General features: G+C 35.8%; 16 protein-coding genes. 1 reads left to right on the top strand and 15 read right to left on the bottom strand.

Going from position 1 to position 23,815, the window contains the following annotated elements; genetic code table 11:
• Positions 1 to 25 precede the first annotated feature (25 nt).
• From NAG76_02055 to NAG76_02115, 13 genes are all read right to left on the bottom strand, one after another.
• The gene (locus NAG76_02055) at positions 26 to 2,542 is read right to left on the bottom strand and encodes a glycoside hydrolase family 3 C-terminal domain-containing protein (protein ID URN95064.1); all 2,517 of its coding nucleotides are present in this window, start codon (positions 2,540 to 2,542) and stop codon (positions 26 to 28) included.
• 25 nt (positions 2,543 to 2,567) lie between these two features.
• Positions 2,568 to 3,452, bottom strand: coding sequence for a carbohydrate ABC transporter permease (locus tag NAG76_02060; protein URN95065.1), 885 nt, complete (start codon positions 3,450 to 3,452; stop codon positions 2,568 to 2,570).
• A 15-nt stretch (positions 3,453 to 3,467) separates the two neighbouring features.
• Positions 3,468 to 4,400: an ABC transporter permease subunit gene (locus NAG76_02065; GenBank protein URN95066.1), complete on the bottom strand. Its 933-nt coding sequence runs from the start codon at positions 4,398 to 4,400 to the stop codon at positions 3,468 to 3,470.
• An 86-nt stretch (positions 4,401 to 4,486) separates the two neighbouring features.
• Positions 4,487 to 6,022 (bottom strand): ABC transporter substrate-binding protein, encoded by a 1,536-nt coding sequence (locus NAG76_02070; GenBank protein URN95067.1) that lies wholly within the window; start codon positions 6,020 to 6,022, stop codon positions 4,487 to 4,489.
• 123 nt (positions 6,023 to 6,145) lie between these two features.
• Complete coding sequence (locus tag NAG76_02075) at positions 6,146 to 7,738, bottom strand: response regulator (protein ID URN95068.1); 1,593 nt, start codon at positions 7,736 to 7,738, stop codon at positions 6,146 to 6,148.
• Entirely contained in the window at positions 7,713 to 9,500 is a 1,788-nt protein-coding gene (locus NAG76_02080; protein URN95069.1) for a histidine kinase, read from the bottom strand. The genes NAG76_02075 and NAG76_02080 overlap by 26 nt, the downstream gene beginning before the upstream one ends.
• A gap of 123 nt (positions 9,501 to 9,623) precedes the next feature.
• Positions 9,624 to 10,523, bottom strand: coding sequence for an alpha/beta hydrolase (locus NAG76_02085; protein URN95070.1), 900 nt, complete (start codon positions 10,521 to 10,523; stop codon positions 9,624 to 9,626).
• 254 nt (positions 10,524 to 10,777) lie between these two features.
• Positions 10,778 to 12,577: a hypothetical protein gene (locus tag NAG76_02090; protein URN95071.1), complete on the bottom strand. Its 1,800-nt coding sequence runs from the start codon at positions 12,575 to 12,577 to the stop codon at positions 10,778 to 10,780.
• Between the two features lie 11 nt (positions 12,578 to 12,588).
• Entirely contained in the window at positions 12,589 to 13,482 is an 894-nt protein-coding gene (locus NAG76_02095; protein URN95072.1) for a hypothetical protein, read from the bottom strand.
• Between the two features lies 1 nt (position 13,483).
• Entirely contained in the window at positions 13,484 to 13,771 is a 288-nt protein-coding gene (locus NAG76_02100; GenBank protein ID URN95073.1) for a hypothetical protein, read from the bottom strand.
• A 55-nt stretch (positions 13,772 to 13,826) separates the two neighbouring features.
• Positions 13,827 to 14,834, bottom strand: coding sequence for a beta-lactamase family protein (locus tag NAG76_02105; protein ID URN95074.1), 1,008 nt, complete (start codon positions 14,832 to 14,834; stop codon positions 13,827 to 13,829).
• A 348-nt stretch (positions 14,835 to 15,182) separates the two neighbouring features.
• Positions 15,183 to 16,079: an EamA family transporter RarD gene (gene rarD, locus NAG76_02110; GenBank protein URN95075.1), complete on the bottom strand. Its 897-nt coding sequence runs from the start codon at positions 16,077 to 16,079 to the stop codon at positions 15,183 to 15,185.
• Positions 16,080 to 16,300: 221 nt separating this feature from the next.
• Positions 16,301 to 16,747, bottom strand: coding sequence for a VOC family protein (locus tag NAG76_02115; GenBank protein URN95076.1), 447 nt, complete (start codon positions 16,745 to 16,747; stop codon positions 16,301 to 16,303).
• Between the two features lie 122 nt (positions 16,748 to 16,869).
• On the opposite strand from NAG76_02115, the gene NAG76_02120 reads away from it, so the two are divergent.
• Positions 16,870 to 17,805: a YafY family transcriptional regulator gene (locus NAG76_02120; protein ID URN95077.1), complete on the top strand. Its 936-nt coding sequence runs from the start codon at positions 16,870 to 16,872 to the stop codon at positions 17,803 to 17,805.
• A 424-nt stretch (positions 17,806 to 18,229) separates the two neighbouring features.
• Here NAG76_02120 and NAG76_02125 read toward each other — a convergent pair whose 3' ends face one another.
• A complete protein-coding gene (locus NAG76_02125) occupies positions 18,230 to 20,935 on the bottom strand; it encodes a hypothetical protein (protein ID URN95078.1) in 2,706 nt (901 codons plus the stop codon).
• Positions 20,935 to 23,799, bottom strand: coding sequence for a hypothetical protein (locus NAG76_02130; protein ID URN95079.1), 2,865 nt, complete (start codon positions 23,797 to 23,799; stop codon positions 20,935 to 20,937). The genes NAG76_02125 and NAG76_02130 overlap by 1 nt, the downstream gene beginning before the upstream one ends.
• Positions 23,800 to 23,815 lie beyond the last annotated feature (16 nt).

Raw genomic sequence — 23,815 nt, forward strand, 5'->3', positions numbered from 1 at the left:
ATTTCTCCCCTCGTTGTGCTCCTATTTAAACAAATGTGAATTCGGTTGCTAACCATTTGGCGCTGCTAGTACCGACGAATGCAATAAACTTCCCTGGTTCTACCGTATAGCCGGCACTTGGTGTCCAGAAAGTCAAATCCGACTCATTGATCGAAAACTCGACGATTTCAGTTTCTCCCTTTGCTATAGACACCTTGTGGAATCCCTTTAATTCTTTAACAGGACGGACAATACTACCGCAACAATCTTGAATATATAGCTGTACGATTTCTTCGCCGTCATATACTCCGAGATTGCTAACTTTTACAGATAAGCGAATACTTTCTCCTGCTGAAATCTGGCTGCGGTCCAGTTCCATATCGCTATATTCAAACTGGGTATAGCTTAGACCAAAACCGAATGGATACAACGGATCATTAGAACCGTCCAAGTATTTAGAGATATACTTCTGATGCTGATTCTCTTTCGTCAGCGGTCTTCCTGTACGGAAATGGTTATAATACACCGGAATTTGTCCAGTATGTATTGGGAAACTCATCGTAAGCTTGCCAGAAGGATTGAAATCACCCATTAACATATCAGCAATCGCATGTCCTGCTTGCGAACCAAGGAACCACGTTTCCACTATCGCGTTCATCTTCTGATCAAACCAATCAAGCGCAAGCGGACGGCCATTGGTCAGAACAAGTACAATCGGCTTGCCAATCGCTTGCAATGCTTCTGCAAGTTTCTTCTGTGCATCAGGCAGTTCTATGCTCATACGCGAGGCAGCTTCACCCGACATATCGCTGTTCTCACCAAGCGCAAGAATAACGACATCTGCCTGCTCTGCCATCAACAGCGCTTCTTCAATTCCACCTTCAATCGGCTCAATGACACCGCTTCCTTTGGCATACAGCAGTTGTTCTTCAGCGATCCCCTTGCTCTGCAATCCTTCATATACAGTCACGGTTTCATGTCCAAATCTTGAGAACTGCCACGGACCGAGCAAATCACGGCTATCTGCGAATGGTCCGATCAGTGCGATTTTACTCTCCTTATTCTTCAATGGAAGCACACCGTCGTTTTTCAATAGAACAATTGACTTACGCGCAAGCTCCAGACTCGCCTTCAAATGATCCTCGTGAAAATGGTACTCCGCTTCCTTCTCGGGGCGGATATATCGGAACGGATCATCCATCAAACCTAATTTATATTTGAGTGTAAGTATACGGCGCGCCGCATCTTCAATCTGCTTTTCCGAAAGTTTGCCTTCTTGCACAAGCTGAGGTAAATGCTCAAACGATCGCGTTGCCATCTCGATATCCATTGTGGCATCAACTGCCAACTTAGCGGCTTCCTTCACATCCTCCGCATGACCATGAACGACAATTTCATCCACCGCGCCATAATCTGAGATTAGAACACCGTCGAAACCAAGCTCATCGCGCAGCAAATCTTTCATCACCTTCTTACTTGCCGCAACAGGAACACCTTCATAAATGTTAAACGCATTCATCACTGATCCCGCTCCAGCTTGCAATCCTGCTTGAAACGGTGACAAATAACTATTACGCATTGTTGCTTCTGACATATCCACTGTATTGTAGTCGCGACCACCTTCTGCGGCTCCATAACCGATAAAGTGCTTCAAACAAGCAACTATCGTTTCCTGATCAAATAGCGTATCTCCCTGGAAACCTTCTACCTGTGCCTTCGCAATAAGTGAACCCAGATATGGGTCTTCTCCTGCACCTTCGGACACACGACCCCAGCGCGGATCACGCCCAATATCAATCATTGGACCATGATTGTATACCGTACCTGAAGCGCTCGCTTCCTTCGCAGAAATTTGACATGCACCTTTAATCATATCGGGGTCCCAGCTACAAGACCAAGCTAGAGGAATTGGGAAGATCGTCTGCGAACCGTGAATAACATCTGCGTTGAACAACAACGGAATACGATGTGGTGACTGCTCCACCGCAATCTTCTGTAGCTCGAAAACGCGATTCACGTCAAATGCTCCAAGAACTGAGCCCGCTCTTCCTTCTGCTATAAGCTTCTCTGGTGGCTCTGTTTCTACTGCGCCTCCGAACGAGAAGTTCGAAGAAGTTACTTGAAACATCTGTCCGATTTTATCTTCCAACGACATACGGACAAGCATTTCATCTACCGCTACACGTATTTCTTCCTCTGTCCGCTCCTTAACAGCGTCCTTTCGGTAAGGCTTCACTTGCTCAATCAGCGCGTCCGAAAGCGAAGGTCCACGTCCTCTTTCACCTTCCAGTGGAATCGTACCAAGCCCAGGCAATTGAATACTTCCTGTAAAACGATCCTCACCAAATTCCAGCTCAACGATAATCTGCTCACCCGGTCTCCAGAACGCTTTTGCAGTTCCGTGAAGACGATTGTCTTCCTTAATCAACGTTTCAATCTGAATCGGGATCGCTAGTGGTTCTGTTACAATATCAAGCGTATAATCCGCTTTCTTAGTAACCTTAAACTGCATCTTCATCTTCATTAACGGTGTCGCCACAACTGTATGCCACAAGCCTAGCATTGCTGTCACCCCAATCAACTTTTTGTTAGCCTTTCACAGCACCGATCGTCAAGCCTTTAACGAAATATTTTTGGAAAAATGGGTATGCAATCAAGATCGGTACGATACCCACAACAGCAACCGCCATACGGAAAGTATCTCTTGGAAGGTTTGCCAGTGCTTCAGTGGAACCCATGCTGCTATTCATAGATAAGAACTCGATGTTGCTCATAATACGATTCAATACGTTTTGCAGGTTAAGCAAATTGGGATCGTTGATAAAGATAAGCCCGTTGTTCCAATCATTCCAGAATGCTAGTGCTTGGAACAAACCGATCGTCGCCATAATCGGCAAAGAAAGTGGCAGAACGATGCGAGAATAAACTTTAAATTCACCTGCTCCATCAATGTTTGCAGATTCGATCACCGCTGTCGGAACTGTATTAATGAAAAATGCTCTCATTAACAACACATTAAATCCATTCATAAGCAGCCACGGTATCATTTGCGCCCAAATTGTATTTTGTAATTCAAACATTTTTGTATAAATCATGTAAGTTGGCACCAGACCGCCATTAAACAGCAGTGTGAAAAAAACAATGAACGCCAGCACCTTGCCACCTGGCAAATCGATACGAGATAAAGGATAAGCCAGCATTGATGTCATAATAAGGCTCGCAATCGTCCCGACTACGGTAATTAATATGGTAACGCCGTAGGCTTGCACAATCATTTCCGAGTTTTCCCACAAATATGTGTATGCGCTAAAGCTAATTTCTGACGGAAAGAATGAATAACCATCTCTCACAATTGCTTTATCATCCGTAATAGAGGATGTAAGCAGTAGGACAAACGGAAGGATGCAGGCAAGCGAGAATAATGCTAGCACAAGATGTGACGCGATCTGCCATCCGCGGTGTTGATTCGTCATGTAATTCTCCTCCTATTAGAACAATGCATTTTCTCTATCAATCTTCCGAACGACGTAGTTCGCTACAATAACAAGTACAAAACCAACTATAGATTGGTAGAACCCAGCGGCTGAAGACATACCGACATCACCAAGCTGCATTAGACCACGGAATACATAGGTATCGATAACGTTAGTTGTATCGTAGATTGCTCCTGAGTTCATTGGCACTTGATAGAACAATCCAAAGTCGGAATAGAATATGCGGCCAATCGCCAGCAAAGTGAGCATTGTAATAATCGGAGAAATCATCGGCAACGTAATTTTAGTGATTTGTTGCCATTTGGATGCACCGTCAAGCTCTGCCGCCTCATAATATTCTCGATCAATACCAATAATTGCGGCCAGAAATACGATACATGAATATCCTGCGCCTTTCCAAATGTGTACAATCGTTAAAATATATGGCCAATACTTAGATTCCAAATACCATGAGATCGGTTCAATTCCAAGCATCGGAAGAATTGTCTTGTTTACAAAACCCGTTCCTGGAGCAAGCAGTGCATACACGAGATAGCTCACAAGAATGATAGATATCAAATGAGGTAAAATAATTACGCTTTGATAAAATCGTTGCGTAAATTTATGCCTGATCTCATTTAGCAAAATCGCGAGCATAATTGCAAAGCTAAGACCAAGAACGATAAACACCGCATTGTACAAAATCGTATTTCTCGTAATGATAAAGGCGTCACTCGTTGCAAATAGATAAGTAAAATTTTTCAATCCGACCCAGTCGCTGTTCCAAATTCCTTGCGTATAATTAATATCCTTGAAAGCAATGGAGAGGCCTGCCATCGGCAAATAATTGTTAATTAACAAATACATAAGACCTGGAAGAGCCATGATGTAAAGAGGGAGATATCTCCGGAAATTAATCTTTCTTCTATAATTCACTTTCGTATTCATCTCATTCCCCTCCTGCTAGATGACGTTATGGAATAATACGCCCGACCAATCTTCGACTGATCGGGCATTTTCATTGTAATATATTACTAATTCACACCGTTGGCCTTCGCCCATTCATCCAATTGCTTTTGTTTCTCAGCAACGATTTTATCGATACCAGCTGCTTTCAGCTTCTCGATGAATTGAGGTAGTATTTTGGCCGGGTCAACGCTTCCTGTCTCTAGAGGTAACTTATACTCGGTAATAACATTCGAAACTGCTGCGTATTCTGTTTTTACATTCGTACCATCAAAGATGAATCCAAGTGCCTTTGAAGGAGTTGCAGTCTCGTTGAATTCTGCAGTTTTTGTCCAAATGTCAGGATCGTTGTTTTCCAACACATAAGCCTTAAACTGATTACCAAACATCCATTGCAAACTGTTAAAACCAACTGAACTAGCATCTTGACCCTCTGGATATTTGATAATATGATCTTGTACCTTCTCATAGTGCTTACCTTCAACACCCCAAGTGAAAAGGTTTACAATGTTTTCATCTTCATACATAAGATTTAGGAACTTCATCGCCTTTTCGGGAAGTTTAGTATGAACGGGAATACCCCACATGGACACAGTTATATTGGATGTTGTGCTGTATGCAGGACTCAACTCCGTTGAAACAACTTCTACTCCATTACTTTTCGATTCCTGAGCATCGAATCCAGGCTTTTGCATCCCTATATAAGAAGCAACTTTCCCCGAACGAATAAGCTCAACCAAGCTTAATTTGTTAGTAGCCGCATCACTCAAGATATACCCAGACTGATACCAATCACGAATTCTGTTAACAAACTCCTCATACTCCTTCGTTTCGAACAAGTTCACAACTTTTAAATCGTTGTCATAGTTCGGTAGAACACCCATATTGTCCCCAAGCTCGTCATAGAATTTGTACACATCGCGGAACGACTGCGTACCACCTGTCGAAATAGGCACCATATCCGGTTCTTTTTCTTTAAGTAATTGCAGTACAGTTGCTACATCATCTAACGTTTTGATCGCACTCATATCAATGTTGTGCTTCTCGACCAGATCTTTACGAATGGTGTAACCATAGCTTCCCGCTAAGTCACGCACGGAAGGTACGCTGTAGATCTTGCCGCCAAGCTTTGATGCGTTTAAGTATTTGGGTTCAAGTGAAGCAGTGATCCCATTGCCATATTCGCTAATAAGATCATCAAGCGGGACAAGCATGCCTTTAGCTACCATATTGCTGTACATCGTACCGTGTACATAGGTCAAGTCCAACTTCTCAGACGAGCTGAAAATCAAGTTCGTCCGTTGCAGCCATTCACCCGCATTAATCGGCATGAACTTTACACGAACCTTGATCTTCGATTCTGTAATTTTGTTCATTTCATCTTCAGCAAGCTGCAATCCTGATAGATCTGAGGATACAATTGGGAAAGCTACGATTAATTCTTCAACTGGGCCATCATCCTCTGTCCCAGCAGATACATTACCTTCGTTGTTACTACCATTGTTATTTACACCGTTTTGGCTTTTGGTATTGCTTCCACATGCAGATAAAATAAGCATGAATGAAAGTAGTAATAACATTGTTCCATACGATAATTTCCTCATTTTTTGCTTCCCCGCCTTTTTTATGTTTTATGTTGCTGAATTAAGTGTACGACGGCAGGGTCGTCTCTCTCTGCTCGTATTCCGACTTCTCACACTCACTTTTCCGACTTTCGCTTATACGATTCAAGTTTGATGTTGATTCCGATATTCACCGGGATTAAGTAGCCTATGTTTCTTAAAAATTCGAGAAAAATGCGAAAAGTTAGCATAGCCAATTTTGCTAGCAATCGCGCTAACTGACATATCTGTATTCACGAGCAATGCGGCAGCTATCTCTAATCGTTCATGCAGCAAATAATCAGAAATCGACATCCCCGTTTCTTTTTTGAATATTCGAGTTAAATAATCCGGATTCAAGTAGACATTACTTGCAATATCCTCGCATGAGATTGCTTCATCAATATGTTCGCGAATATAAACCTTTGTTTTATCTACTACACTTTGCGATTGCTCAATAGAAGCGATGACTTCTAACGAGCAATTGAGAATATGCCTGATCCAATTCAACGAATCAACCGCAGAACGCATCGACATGGATAGCAATTCTGTGGAAAGACGATCCGCAAACAATTGATGCGCCTGAATTCCTTTCACTTTGAGCACATGATAAACCATCTGTTGAAAGTCCTGGACAAACTGATTGAGTGTATCCAGATTCAATAACCCGGAAGTCTTCTGAGACTTAAGATACATTTCAATGGAGCTTAACAGCTGAGTTTTCTTACTCTCAATCAACATAACCGCCCACATATTCATGTCAGGAGGCAATAGTTTGGCTACAGTTAATTTCAAATCTTTGAGCGAGAATACCCCTTGATCATATGCCACATTATATGAATCAAGCTTTCGCAGTCTTTCATACATAGGGGCGATATGATGTCCCTGTGTAATATCACCGATATAACAGACGACAGATCCATAGAAGTATGATTGACAAGCTTGAATAAATCTTTCGCATACAGCGTGAATATTAACCTCAGAAGAATCCTTCGCTTCGCCATTCTTCATAACGAGCATGCAGCCATTGCCAAGTGAAAGGAGCAAGCCACTTTCCAGATCATCGAGTAGTAGCTCCTCGGCAGATTTGCGTATTGCATACTCCAATATTTTCTCATCTCGCGGCGAAATCTCTCTATTGTAAAACCTAATCTGAATTAATATTGGTAAAAAGGTCATCTCATGTGAGTATGGAATATTCCGCTCTTCTGCCGCTTTCTTGACCGACTTCATATCCCCCCGTATCGATTGATTCAAAATATCCATCCAAAATCGTTCAATAATTAGCGGTTGATGCCTCACCCAATACTTTCCATACTGGCTAAATTCGTTCAATTGATTGGCTTGATCAAGCTTTTTTATAGCCTTCATTACGACTTCCTGCAAATCGACATACGGAATAGGCTTTAACAAATAATCAAGACAACCTAGTTGTATCGCTTGTTTGGCATACTGAAAATCAGCGTGGCATGTCAAAAAAATTGTCTCTGTTAATGGATAATGCTCGCGTACCCACTCAAGCAGCTCCAAGCCAGTTCCTTGCGGCATCTCAATATCGCATAATAAAATATCGATATACTCTTTCTGAAAAATTTCTTTTGCCTGGTCAGGACTATAAGCAGTAAATACGTTAGTAATTCCGATCTCTTGCCAATCCACTCCTGATTTTAGACCCTCCGCCGCAATCCATTCATCATCCACGATTAATAGATGTCGCATCTCTTGTCCCCTCCTTGTTATCCAAATATGCCTTTAATGGAATGACAAGCTCAACGATAGCCCCTTGAGGGTCGTCATTATATAATTCCATCCATGCTCGATCGCCGAATTGCAATCTCAGTCGTTCGCGGGCATTCCATAAACCGATATGAGCACCCTTTTCATCAACAAGCTGCTTGCCCGAATGAATCGTCTCAAGCACTCGTTCAGGGAAACCTTTGCCGGTATCTCGAGTCAGAATGCGTACCATTGGTTCTTCTTCCAGCATATCCAGTGTTGCTTCTACTGTCATTGCTGTCATGCCGTCCATCGTAATAGCATGCTTGATTGTATTCTCTACAAAAGTTTGCAGTATAAGCGGTGGGATCAGTGTCTCCTCCAAGTAGTTAGGTACATGTATTTCACATGTAAATCGGTTAGGCATACGCATCTGCTGTATGCGTAAATAATTTTGAATATGACGCAATTCATCCCTTAGCAGCACGAGTGAATGGTTACTTTGAAACATATATCGGAAATATTGCACCAGACACATCGTCATTTCCTGAATGAGATCATGCTGCTTAACTTGTGCCAGATTGTATATGATGTTAAGTGAATTCATGAAAAAGTGCGGATTAATCTGCAGCTGTAGATGCTTAAGCTCAGCCCGATGCTTACTCAATTGTTCTTCATAAACTGAAATCTTTAAATCCTCGATTTGTTTAATCATCTGATTAAAGGTGCGGTTAACTAGTTGAAATTCGTCTGGAACAGCTGATGAATCCTCAATTTGCGGATATAGATCACCCTTCCCGACCGCACGCATCGCTACCATCATCCTATGAAGCGGTAGCATAAGCACTTTGCGCAGAAACCATGTACTTAAAAGTAGCATTAAAATCGCCATAGCAATGACAAACTTAGCTGCATTTGCGAGATAGGGAAGATTTTCGAGAATCTGCTTGTCAGGGAAAACTACCGCCATGCTGAAATCCCCTTTTCGAGATGTTTCACCGACGATTAGATAATCGTTATCCTTTCCAGATAGATAATAATTTTGGAATCCTCTTGTGAAATCAAGTCCTTTTTCCGCTAATAATGTCGTACCGCTAAGTATCTCCCCTTCGCTATTCACGATAAGAACTCCCCCTGCTTCATTAGTGTGCATTACGCGCAGAGGAGCAAGTATCGTATCGGCTTTCACCCACGCACCGATGTAAATATCACCATTTCTAAACCATCGTGAGATATAATTGATACCATTGATATTAATTACACTCCATTCCATATTCGCGCCTTGGGATTGCTCGTTCATCTCTATGATCCGATTCTTCATCACTTCCTGGAAATTCGTCAATTGACTGTAACCCATTGAACGATTATAGGCGTTCACCATCTCATTTCTTGAAAGCGAATACACAAAAAAGCCTTCAATATAAGGATATATGATTAAATCTGAATCTAATCTACGCGAGATACCACTCTTAGCCATCACATAGTCGTCTTCTGTCTCATATACCTCCATATTGTGTAAATTGGAATCGAGCATCGCCAATCCCACCATATGGCGTTCCACTTCTGACAACTGATCATCTATTTGTTTCATATGAATAGAGATCAAGTTTTTATTCGACATGGCTACTTGGTTATGGATCACTTTCACACTGTAATTATTGTTGTAAAGCAATAGAGCAATCAACGGTATTGTGATGCTCAAAAGGCCAAGCACCAGCTTGACCCTTATTGAGCGCCATGGAATATCCATCATATGTCTAAACATGCTGTTCCCCCCTCAATGGATATGCTTCATGTATTCTATTATTAATATCTTAATCGCTTAACCACTCTTAATCTATCATTTTCCTAAATAATCGATATATGTTCATCGTAATTTTCGTCACTTTTAATATTTCCCTTTCAACCATGTGATGGCCATGTTAAACCATTGTCCTACTTCAGGGTGAATTTGACTTGGTTCCGTTGCTGTTGTCTCGTCACACATCGATAAGCCGTGACCGCCCTTTTCAAAAATATGCAGTTCATAAGGAATCTGATTTGCAGCTAGCGCCGTCGCCAAATGAAGAGAATGTGCGGAAGCAATCAACTCATCCTCGGCTGTATGCCATATAAACGTGGGTGGCATCTTCTCCGACACGTGGTTAATCGGATTGCGTTCGTTCAATTGTTCATTAGTCGGTTCCGCCGTACCGAATACCGCTCGGTTCATCAGACCCAAAAACCCACGTTGACGTACATCTGTTACTTGCGCAAATTGCTTCTTCATATATATGAAATCTAGCATCGGATAACCGAGAATAAGTGCATTAGGCTTCAAATACTCACTATCGGTTGCAAGCTTCTCTTGAAGATACGCTTCATGCCAATGCGCACCAAGCGAAGCTGCCAAATGTCCCCCAGCCGAGAAACCCGCTACTGCAATCTGATTCGGATCAACAAACCATTCCGCTGCATGATCTCTAATTGTCTTGATCGCTTGAGCAACATCCAATAGTGGTTGCGGAAATTGAGTGGCTGATGGGTCAGGTAGGTTGAAAGGATTGATAGGTTCCTTAATCGGATAAACAGAGTAATGTAAGACAAAGGCCTGATAACCTTTGCTAGCAAAACGAAGTGCAACCGGCTCTGCCTCGCGATCTGAAGTAAATAAATACCCACCGCCAGGACAGATAAGAACTGCAGGTCTTATCTTATTTGTATGGAACTCATTGGAATTATGAAGTATATAGCTTGTGAGCGTAACTTGCGAGTGGTCTTCCCATAATTGGGTTATAAACGTTTGCATTAGCAGACACTCCCTTATTATCAAATATAATTAAGCTCATCTTAGCCAATGTAAAATTGTTCTGCTACTCTTCATCCGACTTGAGACAAACATTTTTCCGACATGTTCGTTATCTTGAGCCGTGATAGTGTATATATAAGTAAAATAGCAAAAAATCAAGACACTCTACGGGATTTGAAGGTAGAGTGTCTTGATTTTTTTTCCGATTAATCATTTCATTCAATAACTAATTTCACGCTATCTACCCTTACGTATTACAGTACTCGCATTGAGAATTTACGCCATTCTTGATAGAAGTCTATATTTAGCTTGTACATACGATTTAGTCGCTCTAACTCTGGTAATACATCCTCATTGTATAGATCCAAGGTCGTTAGACGTAACTTAATTTCTTCAATCTCAGATTGGATAACCTGTATTTTCTGTTCTGTATTTGTCTTAAATTGTTCTGTAAGCTGTAAAGCTGCTGCATTTAAGTTAGATCGCTCTTGTTCAAACATATTACGAATATTTTGAACTAATAAACCATGCTTCACATGGAATAGGTCTGCTTTTTGCAAAATGAGCATAACCACATTAGTAGCTACAATCGTAAGGATTAACTGAAGTGGCTCCATTAACCAATTGGGCAAGCCAAATTGCTTTTCTGCATATTCCATAATCACTTCAATAATAATCGTTGTAAACGTAGCAGATAATATTTTCGTAATTGCATCTGCTTTTTGAGCTTTAGAAGCTGTTTTATCTCTAAGTGTCTTTACGCAAGTTACTAACGACATAACTACACTTTTGACCATTTTCATAATTCTTTGCACAGTAGCTTTCACAAGACTAATTAATATATCAAAAAAGGATTTCAAAAATTTCTTGATTACATTATCTTTAATATTATCAAACATAGAACGAAGATTTTTAATAACATAAGCTGAAATACGTCCTGTTGCCGCTTTAAGCTTCTGCATAAAACGATCCAAGGTCATTTGTTTCTCGCTTACCATTTGTTTTACTTCATAAATTACTGGAGGCATTGCATAATAAATTAACTGCCCTGCTAGCATTTTAGGAATCGATTTAGCTGTTGTTTTCGCAGCATCTGTAGCTACTTGTCCATATTTAGTATTCTTTAATTGCACCATGCTTTCCTTATTCTGAGAATGACGAATATTACCTTCTAATTCTTTGCGCACACTCTCCTTCACATTCCCGCTTTCATCTAAATATCCTTTATCATACAAGATAGCTTTCTTATCTCCAGCAGCTGTATCCTTCTCCCACTGCTGAACAATCGCATCTGTTAGTTGCTCAGACGTAGCTCTATATGTAATATCTTGACCTTTCTCATCATATACACGAATATCACCTTTTGAAGTATTTGCTGAGGCATGTAGCATTTGAAAATTATCATCTGAATTATAAAACTGACGAAGTCGATCTATGCCCTGTTCTGATACGTAGCGTTCGTTATAACTGGCAGCTTCCCTTGACTGGATATGATCTACATGCAGATCACTAACTTGAATCTCTTTTTCATTTCGAACTACTGTTTTTGCTTCGCCTTCACGACCTGTTAGTTCATCCTGAATATTGCCATCATTCATCTTTTTAGATTGACGATACTGATCCTTACCCTTTTTGTCCAAGGAGTCCTTCTCCCTATTTATAGTAAAAAGCTTAGATTGATTCTCTTTATTGAAATTCTTTAACTCTTGCAAAGTCTCACTGCGAACTTCAGAATCATTGACATTATATAAATCTTTGCGTATACCTTCATTAGTTTTTAACACATCTGGATCATTATTATAGTCAAAATGAATAATTCGATGATACATCTGATCAACTGTAATATAGTAATCACTAGTATCAAAATAATGACGCACAATTTCACCAGCTGCATCTTTCGCAATAGATTTCCCTAACGATACACCTAAATCCTGGGTTAATAAGTCATGATGCTTCATATTTATCTGCTTAACAGAATCTATAATTAATGAATCATATGCCTTTATATATTGTTCACGCTGTTGGACTAACTCTAACAAGCTAGGTTGCTCCATATTCTTTCACCTCAACTTGATTTTATAAAAATATCTTTTTCTAGTTGCTGAGCCTGAGTTTCGATCATCAATTTATATTGGTCTAACTCGATAATATCTTCACTATGTGCGCTATGTGTTAATAATTTTGTTAATACAGGCGTATTATAAAATTTGCATGAAATTACGTAGAAGAAGAAGGCATTCCGTATAAACTGATAATGCTTTTGATATATGGTGTCTTGCAGTAAATGAATATTGTAATCAAATGCTACTTTCTCAACTTGTTGATTAGACATGATCATATCCTTTAATGCTTCTGCTTGGAAGAAGGAAAGAATAAACTGCAGTTCGGGTACAATACGTTCACTAATAAAAGTAATTATAAATCTAACTGTTTCAATGTATAACTGACATATTTTAGTTTCAAGCTCACTAACTTCTTTTTTTAATGATAGTTCATGGATGACTTGCTCAAATTGTGTTGCTAATGTTGTAATATTGAGTTCTATTTTATCGTTTGCCTTTTTATTTCTCCAAGATACGTAAAGGGGCGATTTCAAGATTGATTCAAAGAACATACTTTTATCGCTGAAATCATTATCGACGATATACTGATCTAGCTTTTCAAATTCAGACTGTGGTCTTTTTACCATAACTTTTATTTCTTCTGGGACATAATCGCTAGTTAATTGAGCATCTCCAAAATAACTTAAAAATTTCTGGATAGGCTCTATATTCTGTTCCCACGAAGCAATTCTAATGTCATTCACTTCTTCTATATGTAAATTAAATTGAGTATAAATACTATTAATGATATGAACTAGTGATGAGACTTCTCTATTATAGCTTTCACTTAATTGTTCTAATTCGGATATTAGTTCCCTATTTCGGCTACGACCCATAAACCTATCAAAAATCCCCATACTATTCTCCTTTGTAATAGATAAATTGTTGTGATTTACTTCTATTTCTACTTGCTACTATACGACCATTTTCCACTAGAAACTCATGATCCTCATTTTTAGAAATAATAAATGAATCTTTTTTTCCATTAATATGAAACCAGTCTTGATCAGGAGATTGGTAAGTTTCACTAATGGTTCTCTGTTCATCCGAATTATCATTCGAAGCAGTCTGCTTTCTTTTTAACCAATACCATGCAGAAACGATACAAACGATCAAAATAACTAGACTCATTAACAATACTTTCAATCCTATTTACTCCTTCCTCTACCGAATTTTTTTATTAAAAGTGCTTATCTGTAACCTAATATTCTTTCTTAATCGTTTCGTAAATGGATTCATGTAGTACTTTTCTTAACTCCATGATGACTGAATTTCTACCATAATGAACAGCATTTGTTAGAAATACAACCGATAGATTTAAAGTAGGCTCAATCCATAGACTTGATCCAGTAAATCCTGTATGCCCAAAACTTCCTTTTGGCCACATTAAGCCGCATGATAATGGCGATGATGTAAAGTCTTGTACTTGCCAACCTAACCCTCTACTTGATATTGGTGAAGAAATACATTGTTTAATAGATTGAGGAGTAAGCATTGGATATCTGTCCGGATAAAGCCATGCTTGAGCATAGATACTTAAGTCTGATGCTGTAGAAAATAAGCCTGCACTTCCTGAGACACCACCTAGTCGGAAGCTAATCTCATCGTGAACTTCTCCTTGCAGGTACCGCTGTTTCACTTCATCCCATTCTGTAGGTGCAATCGATGAATAGTGTTTCTTATCAGGTAGAAATTGTGTATGTTTCATCCCTAGTGGTTGAAATATATTTCTTTTCGCAAAGGTTGATAACGATTCGTTAGACACTCTTTCAGCTACTAGTCCTGCTAGAATCATCCCAATATCACTATAGCGTATCTCCTCACCTGGCTTTGATAGTAGTGGCTGAGCAAATATTTCTTGCCAAACATCCTTCGTAGAATAGCGATTTTGAGGATAGGGAAGAGATCCTGGCAATCCAGTAGTATGCTGTAGACATTGTAAAATAGTAACCTCTGGATGAGCAAACTCTGGGATATATGTAACGAGCTTATCGTTAAAAGATAACTTGGATCTTTGTTCAAGCAACAGAAGAGATGGAAGAGTTGCCGTAACTTTTGTTAATGATGCCACATCAAACAACGTATCAATTGAAGCATTTCCAAATGCCCTTTGACCTATGATACTATCACCTAATTGAACCTGAATAACTGCATCTGGTATAAACTTACTATCAACCCAATGCTGTATAAGAGAATATATTTTATTCAATTCTTTTCCCCCGTCTTCTAATAGAGTCGTCAACATATCTGATTCATCACATACTAATTGAACACTTAACAATAATCATCAGACTAGCATCTTAATGCCACTTTATGAGATGCTTTATCATATCTGTTAATTGTTTACTCTTATAGCGTATACCATGAATACCAACAATTTCAATTAGTTCTATTACAATAATATTTAGTTTACTAATTCAAGTTTACACTGTTTCATATTTTCATAGATGTATTTATATCAACAACAAAAAAAGCCCTTGCTATGCAAGGACTTCTAGTTACAAACTACACTCTATTTCAATATTCAGTTGAATATTCAATAAGATCTCATTGCTATCTATGCTACTTTAGCCTCTTTAAGCTGATGTGTTGACTTACTAGTTCTAAATGTGGAAATAGAATACAATATTAATGCTCCCCAAATAAGTATAAAACTGCTCAATTGCCCACTTGTAAAAGGCTCGTTAAATACAAATATAGCGAGCAGCAAGCTTGTTGTCGGTGCAATATATTGAATAAATCCTACCGTAGACAAAGGTAGTAGTTCTGTTGCTTTTGCAAACCAGAAAAGAGGCATAGCCGTAGCCACTCCTGCTAAGAGCAACAATATGAGAGACGAGCTCGATAGTGTAGATAGAGTTGCTGTACCTTGAGCATGAATAAAAACTAAATAGAATAGCGAAATAGGAAATACAATTAATGTTTCCCAAGTGAGTCCCATAAGGACATCTAGTTTAGCCACTTTTTTAGCGAGACCGTATAGTGCAAAGGAAATAGCTAGTGATATTGAAATCCACGGAATATGTCCGTATTGAATCGCTAACATTAAGACTCCAACTCCTGCGAGAATAATAGCTAGCCACTGACCTAGATGAAGTCTTTCCTTCAAGAAAACGACAGCGAATAATACACTGATTAACGGATTCATATAATATCCTAAACTTGTTTCGACGACATGGTGAGCGTTGACAGCCCAAATAAATATGAGCCAATTACAAGTAATGAATAGTGAACATAAAATAACTGCTACCTTACTTTTCCGATCTACAACAGCCGCTTTCATATGCTTCCATCGCTTGGCTACAGTAACGATTATGGCAACAAAGACGAATGACCATAGTATACGATGCGATAGTACTTCCAATGCAGGCATTGTATCGAATATGCGCCAATATAAGGGTAAAAGTCCCCAACATAAATAGGTTAATACTGCATAAATTATACCTTTCCTCATAAAAAAACTCCTTCTGCTGTTATGCTTACTCTGTGCTGGGATGATTAGAAGATCATCCCGATATTATATATCAGCCCAATCAACTTGTACAATTCTAAAAAAGCCCAGCTAATTGCTTATCATAAGCAATTAGCTGGGTTTAATCATTTGATACGAATTGTTAGAGTAACTGATAATATTATTTTTGACCAACGTATTGATCTGTTTAGTAATGGATTATTTTATAATCTATTATCAAACATTAATTGTATTTGAATACCAAACGGGTCTTCAATAATACCGTATGCTTTGCTAAAAACATTATTAGATAAAGGAATAATGATTTTCACTCTATCATCTGTAATTAAGCTATTATAAAAATGTTCAATTTCTTCTAAGTCAGCACTTTGAATACATACTGAAGTGTTATTACCAACTGTGTATTCTTCACAGCTATTCATCGTATCTTCTGCTATCATTACTTTTGTTCTTCCTATTGATAAGACAGAGTGAGAAATATAATTCTTATTTTCATCAGTAAGCAGTATTGAACTGTCATGTTTAGCCATGTCTTGATAGGTAACAAGTAACAATTCCTCTGCGTTAAAATGGTTTTTGTAAAAATTTATTGCTTCTTTTGCTTGTCCGTTCATCGATAAGAAAATAGCTATTTCTAGTGTTGTACTCATGGTATATATCTCCTTTTATCTTATGATTCTAAGCATTTATCTTATACATTTGCTAAATGCCCTTGAACACATCATAATATATAAAGGTATCAAAATATGACACCTTTATAAGGGGATTTATTATGAAGAAATCAGAACGGTTAAATGACATGATAAGATACTTAAACGGTCGAGAGTTCTTTAATCTAAAAGACCTAATGAATAAATACAATATTTCCAAAAGTACAGTTCTACGTGATATTAACTCATTAGAACATTTAGGTATGCCTATTTATTCGGAGCATGGCAGACATGGACGATATGGTATATTAAAAAATAGATTGTTATCCCCCATTATTTTTACGATTGATGAAGTGTATGCTCTGTACTTTGCAATGTTGACGTTAGAATCTTATCAATCAACACCTTTTCATTTAAGTGTTAATCAACTAAATGAAAAGTTTGAAAACTGTCTTTCCAAAAAACAAACAGAGCAAATTAACCAAATGAAAAAAGTCCTACAATTTGAAATGCATTATCATCATAATATTAGTCGATTTTTAGATAAAATCCTAAAAAGCATTCTTAATGAGACCATCTGTAAGATTCAATACTTGAAAAACAATCAAAAAAAATACCATGTTCAATTTTTCAAAATTTCCGCTAAGTTTGGTCAATGGTATGCTACTGGATTAGACTTAAATGCGAATAAATATAGAATTTTTAGATGCGATAGAATAACCTTTATAGAAGAAGAGGAAATCAAATCTCACTTTTCTATAGATGAACTCGTTAGTCGTTCATTAGAAATTTATCAATCTGAGAAGAGTATTGACTTTGAAGTAGAGATTTTTGAACAAGCTAAGGATATTTTTTATAAAGAACATTATCCTTCTATGAGATTAGAAATTGGTAATAAAACAGTAATTAAAGGATTCTATACTCTTGAAGAGAAGGAGTTTATAGCTAACTATCTGATGAGATATGGTCATTCTGTTGTATCAGTAAAGCCTGAATCATTAAAACAAATTATCCAAGATAAAGTAGAGAATCTCCTAAATCACTATCAAAAATTATAAATCAGCATGCAGATCACAACACTGTAGGGTATCCCGATAGACAAAAGCCGTTGTAGAAGGTCGAAATAATCCGATGAAAGCTTTCCAACTGAATAGGTAATTCCTCTAGTATCAAGATAAATAGGTACTGCTAAAAAAGCGTGATTCTCTTTAACTTTTCTATCACAACTTTATTAATAATCTGAATAATGCCTTGATAAAAAATAGGGGAAAGGCTTATCGGATAAGGGTTTCCCCTATTTTCCTCATGCCTTTCCCCTTGTTTATCACGGGTTTATTCGTTGATTACAACACTCTCTCCAACCACGTAACTACTTCAACATGTGTCGTCTGCTGGTCGCAGTACTTTTGTGTTGCTGTTTGAGTGAGGATTCGGAGATGCTTGTGGTATATTTACAGTAAAATCTAATAAAGAGCACATTCACTATGAATAATAAGGATTTTCGAGTGAAGCTATAACTTGCTCCAATTGATATAAGTATTCAGAATTACTAGTTCTACCTTGTATAAAAGAAGTATTCATACCGGTTTCTCTAATCTTATCAATCCATTCTAATGCCTTCTCTTTTCCAACACCTTTATAGAGCATACCATAATATAAATAAGCAATTTCATTACTAATATTAGTATTAAATACAATAGGATCATCTGAATTAATATTTACCATAATATTTTTAAGAATATCATCTTTTACTTTGTTTAAACTAAAAAATTGATTTTCAAAGATAGAATCATTTTCACCAATAACCAAATTAGAGGATGGATTTATCTCTATAATAATACCCTCATTAGCAACTTTTAGCTTCACATACTGCTGCATTTCTTCTATTATTTCAGCTTCAACACTAGATATTTGAATATTTATCGGTTCAGCTAAACGAGATAAAAAATATTCTTCGTGGAACTTCTTAAAAAACTGCCATATTCTTTTTTCACTCTCTTGCATATCACCGTTATTGTCTCTTTCAAGATTTTTATTAAATAATTCTTTTATATTTGAAAACCTCATAATGTAGACCTCATACATCACTTCTATTGTTAACTCATGAAACTCTTCTAAAAAAACCATTTTAAAAAGCTCTTTAATTTTATTTTGTAAATAAGAAAATGCGTTAAACTGATAATCATTACCTTTTTTATATACTCCCCAAACCCAGAGTAAATTGTCTAAATATTCACCTGTTGGAAGTACTGTAACCTTGTTTTTTTCCACCCATTTTTCAACATCTATACCGAGGGCAATACCGTGTCCTATACGATCTCCAGAATGAAACTTGCAACTATCAATAACCTCATCAATTCTCCGAATACCGGAAAGTAGATGCCTAAAATCTTCACCCGCATGAAATGTGAAAAACAATGTTTGCATCTCAGCTATCTTACCTTCCGCATCGAGTATTTTAAGTGGCTCCCTATCACTATTTCGGGCAATACTGAATACAGGTGAAAAAACATTAACGGGGGTGTTATTTTCCAAACTAGCTGCATCTAACCCTACTATGAAATTGGAAATGTAGGGTATCTTATTCCTCAAATCAACAATATAATTCGTTTCATCAATATATTTATTTTGAATAGCACCATAATGTAAATACGTTAATTTGTCATTATTTTCGCTAAATAGTCTCCACGATTTATTAATATTATCTCTTTGCTTTATTAGATGAAACACAATTCCGATTTTAGGGAAATTAACATCTTTAACATCTTTAACCTTGTAATCCTCTTCAAGAATCTTCTTATAGCTCTTAAATATTCTAAGCAATGCCAAACGATTATCTTGTTCCTTTGGTAAGATAGAAAACCTTAACTCTATTTGTTTTAAATATTGGTTTTGAAAAACATTTCTTAACATATCAATAAAATAACTGTCATTTTTAGCACTAAATGCACGAGTTCCTCTTGCAAAATAGGTCCTAAAATAATCTAATCCTGGAGTGAATTTTGTTTGACACACTTGTTGATAAAATTCATTTTTGATACGTAAATATTTAAATATTAACGATAAAAAAAGATTTTTATCTGATATATTACTAAAAATATGGTTCTTTTTAAATTGAAATAACTGATACATAAAAATATTTTCACTATATGTTTTAATATTAATTAAATCTAAATTAAAAATATAAAACCAGTCTTTAAATCTTTCATTATAATTTATTCCCCAATGTTTCTTTAATAGTTCAAGATTACTTAATAAATTATCTAACGAAGATATACTATGTCCAAAACAAATATCAATAGGATTAACGTTTGCTCCGCGGAATTCTGTTTTAATCCATTTTAAAATATTAGATTCACTAGAAGAGACATTTCCCATATACTTCGCTAATATTATTCTTATTACTTGAGCTGTTAAAAGCAGTTCCTTAATTTGTAAAGAACTAGAATTAATCGATATTTGTAAATTATTAATATATTTTCCAATGCTAGAACTGTTAAAATCACCATTAAAATTCATTATCTCTTGCCATAATAATGAGAAGGTAAAAGTTGCACTAGCGTGTACATGATTTTCTGACACTCCCTTTTTAAGAATATCGTGCAGTGGGGCATCAACTAAATTTATATGCTGGTACACATCAGTAAGTTGGAAAGTATCGTTTATTTTATTTTCAACTAAATAGTCAACAATAAAGATATCCATTGGCAAAAAACGACTTATGTGACTAAATACATGAACCTTTTCTAAGCCACTGTAAGCCTTCCATACATCTATAAATCTATCTTTACCTTCCTTTATATTATGATTCCAATACTTATAAACTAACTCACCATCACGATGTGAAATCAATGCTCTTGTAAATTCTGAAATTAAAGTAAAAAAATGTTTATGTAGAAAATACCTAAATTCAACATCAGATGAAAGATGTTGGGGAATGTCTCTCCCAAATAAATAGGGATGATACTTTTCTAAATATAAATCAATTTCGTCTAAACTCACTTTATTGTTACGACTCAAAATGAATTGATATACTTTAGTCCGAATTGCACGATTAATGTTATCAATATTTTCATGATTGTTTTTTATTTTTTTTACTGTCTCAATCAATATAGTATCATCATAAAATGTTACATCTTTTAGTGGAAAAAATGCTATTTGAATCATCATAATAATTTTATTATTCATTAAATCGAGCCCTCTTCATCTTCATCTTCAGAAAGTTCTATGCCTATCAATTCTAAATCTTGTCTTGTATTTTCCATTGCATTATCAAACGCTATTTGCATATTTTCCTCTAATGCCAATCGGGCTTTTTCAAATCCATCATCTTTGTGTATTGCATCTGTAGTTTGTTCTAAATACTCTTTGATAACAGATATACCTTCTAAATGCACATCCAGAAAATTATCAAAGTCTAAATAACAGTTATGATCGAGCACTTTTAATAATCTCTTTGCTTGGTTCCTACCATACCATACAAAAATATTATTCGCTAACTTGCTTAGTATTTCTCTCATTACTATATAATCAAGAAAAGGAATTGTTGAATCAATATCTACTTTATTAATTATTTTCGAGATATTTGCTTTTGTCTTCTTGTAGTTGGTGTTTGTAATACCTGCAGATCCGTTTTCGAATAATCTTAATTCACTTTGAAACTTTGAATTTTCTCCTAAATTGACTTTGAGATCTAATATATTTAAATCATCAAACAAATAAGATTCTAAACTATCCTTAAAAATCTCAATCTGTCTATTTAGTGCATTTTTTTGATTTATATTCAAATTTTTAAATGACTTACCTTCATTTAACTTTCTAAAGGTTTTAACTAATTTCTCAGTTTTTTTATCGTTTTCACTTTTATCATCTTCAATCAGTTGATTACCAGTTAATATTCCCCTGATATTATCTTTGTGACGATTAATATGGATTATCGTCTTAACTAGTAACGCTAATAATAGTTCTTCTTGCTTACTTTTAGTTATTTTATCAGCCATATCCTTTAGATCAATTATATTTTTATAATCAGTAATTAGTTCGTCTATCTCAAATTTTCCTATCTTAATTTTCTTGAATCCATTAATAAAATATAAAGTTCTGTAATATGTTTCCTCAGGTTCCTTTTTAATTGCATCATTAATAAATTGTAGTACACTAGTAAGCTCTAAAACAGATTTATAATTCAGTTTAGCTTTACTATATTGCTCTAAATATAATTTTTTAAGCAATACATATTCATCTCTACTTAGAAACTCATTTAGAGCTATAATAAGTTGCCGTTCATGAATTTCAAATTCATATAATGTCATTTGACCTTCTTGTTGTAACAACCATGACTTATAAGGATCTAATTCGTTTATTAAAATCAGTGTGTTTATCTCTTCCATGTAATTAAAAAGAATTCTAATTAATTGACTAAAGTAATGTCGATTATTCTTCTCCATTTTATCTAAAGGATATGTCAAAGAATCAAAATTATCTGATTTAAATAATATATTAACTACATTTTTCCACCAAATCTTACGTTCATCTAGGTTGAATTTAATCTTAGGTAATAACTCACTTATAATACTACCAATAATATAAAGAGCTCTTATCATACAATTTGTTTCATATTTTTCTATCTCATTTTTTGAGTTATCTAACTTGGTTTTTAAGTTCAGTAATGCTCCATATCCAATATAACTACTCTCTTCATCACTTCCCCATTTAATAAATTCACTGAAAATAAAAGACTGATTTTTTGTTAATATTGTGGACGAATGTATTATTGTATCAATAAGAGATTTAACATAAAGAAATTTGGAATCATCATTTTCGTGTCTATTTAATAGTTGTGATAAATGATAATAGACATTAATAATACCTCGAGGTGTATGATCAAAAATCACATAACTTGATTCTATTGGGATTGGATATAGAATTTCTAGTTTTTGATAACTAAATAAACTACTTTTTCCGAAAATATCTTGAAGTAAAGAGGAAAGTTTATAGTCATTCATTGAGAAGTTAGGAATTGTCTTTTCATTCCATTGAACTAGTTGAAATCTTCTTGCTGGAGGTATGATTTTTTTTAGGTACTCATGTGCAAGATATTCTTTCCTACTTTTAATCGTGTTTTTTTCATTTTCAGTAGTTAGCGAATTAAAAGAAAACTCTACATTTAAATTGCTACTAGGTAAATTTTCTTCCTGAATTAATGCTAACATCATTGATTCTTGTAATATAGCATAATCTCCTGAAAGGATTGTTACTACATTGGGATGATTAATATATTGTAATAATGACTCTATAAGTTCCTTCGTTCTTGTCATTTTAAGATCAATATCATCAATAAATATAAATATTAATGGTTCTCTATTTTTTCCTTCATTTTTTTTCTGTTGACTTAATAAACGTCTTTGATTAATAATTAGTAACGATATTAAATCGTTTAATTTTTCTTTAAACTCGACATCAGAGATTAGTAAATGTGAAGATTTTTTTATATGTGTTGATAAATCGTCGTAATTATGAACTAATAGCTTTCTATATTCATTTGCAGTATACATATGATACTCTATAACTTCATCTATTTTTAACTTTAATGGATTATTAATTTTATAATTACCTTGTTCATAGTATTCATCAAATTTTTTTTCTTCACCCTGGTAACTATTATAAGCTTTCTTTATAGCTTCAAGCTGATTATTAGCTGCTTTTTTTAAGAAACCAACAATAGAGCCCATAATTTTAGTATTTTCACCAAAATGATCTGGTTCAATTATCGGTAATAATATATTTTCTGAAATTTCTCCATTTTTATTCTTAAATTTATTAATTAAGGTGTATAAAACTGATGACTTACCTGTACCACGTTCCCCAAAAATAGCTATAGTATTATTAATACTTTTTTCATATTCGCTTTTCTTTAGTATCTTAGGTTGTTCGGGACGTAAAAGCTCAATTTGTTTAACAAGCATATCGAAACCTGGTAAAACTTTATACACTTCTTCTTTTAGATCTCTTGCTCCAATAAATATACCGATAAATTTGTTTTCTTGATTCATTTTAATTTCCTCCAAA

The organism is Candidatus Pristimantibacillus lignocellulolyticus (assembly GCA_023639215.1).
Taxonomy (GTDB): domain Bacteria; phylum Bacillota; class Bacilli; order Paenibacillales; family Paenibacillaceae; genus Pristimantibacillus; species Pristimantibacillus lignocellulolyticus.

Excerpts from the sequence above, each read along its gene's own strand:
- NAG76_02085 (URN95070.1), bottom strand. The coding sequence starts at position 10,523 with ATGCAAACGTTTATAACCCAATTATGGGAAGACCACTCGCAAGTTACG.
- NAG76_02060 (URN95065.1), bottom strand. The coding sequence starts at position 3,452 with ATGACGAATCAACACCGCGGATGGCAGATCGCGTCACATCTTGTGCTA.
- NAG76_02125 (URN95078.1), bottom strand. The coding sequence starts at position 20,935 with ATGAATAATAAAATTATTATGATGATTCAAATAGCATTTTTTCCACTA.
- NAG76_02070 (URN95067.1), bottom strand. The coding sequence starts at position 6,022 with ATGAGGAAATTATCGTATGGAACAATGTTATTACTACTTTCATTCATG.
- NAG76_02090 (URN95071.1), bottom strand. The coding sequence starts at position 12,577 with ATGGAGCAACCTAGCTTGTTAGAGTTAGTCCAACAGCGTGAACAATAT.
- NAG76_02080 (URN95069.1), bottom strand. The coding sequence starts at position 9,500 with ATGTTTAGACATATGATGGATATTCCATGGCGCTCAATAAGGGTCAAG.
- NAG76_02115 (URN95076.1), bottom strand. The coding sequence starts at position 16,747 with ATGAGTACAACACTAGAAATAGCTATTTTCTTATCGATGAACGGACAA.
- NAG76_02120 (URN95077.1), top strand. The coding sequence starts at position 16,870 with ATGAAGAAATCAGAACGGTTAAATGACATGATAAGATACTTAAACGGT.
- NAG76_02075 (URN95068.1), bottom strand. The coding sequence starts at position 7,738 with ATGCGACATCTATTAATCGTGGATGATGAATGGATTGCGGCGGAGGGT.
- NAG76_02095 (URN95072.1), bottom strand. The coding sequence starts at position 13,482 with ATGGGGATTTTTGATAGGTTTATGGGTCGTAGCCGAAATAGGGAACTA.
- rarD (URN95075.1), bottom strand. The coding sequence starts at position 16,079 with ATGAGGAAAGGTATAATTTATGCAGTATTAACCTATTTATGTTGGGGA.
- NAG76_02055 (URN95064.1), bottom strand. The coding sequence starts at position 2,542 with ATGCTAGGCTTGTGGCATACAGTTGTGGCGACACCGTTAATGAAGATG.
- NAG76_02065 (URN95066.1), bottom strand. The coding sequence starts at position 4,400 with ATGAATACGAAAGTGAATTATAGAAGAAAGATTAATTTCCGGAGATAT.
- NAG76_02130 (URN95079.1), bottom strand. The coding sequence starts at position 23,799 with ATGAATCAAGAAAACAAATTTATCGGTATATTTATTGGAGCAAGAGAT.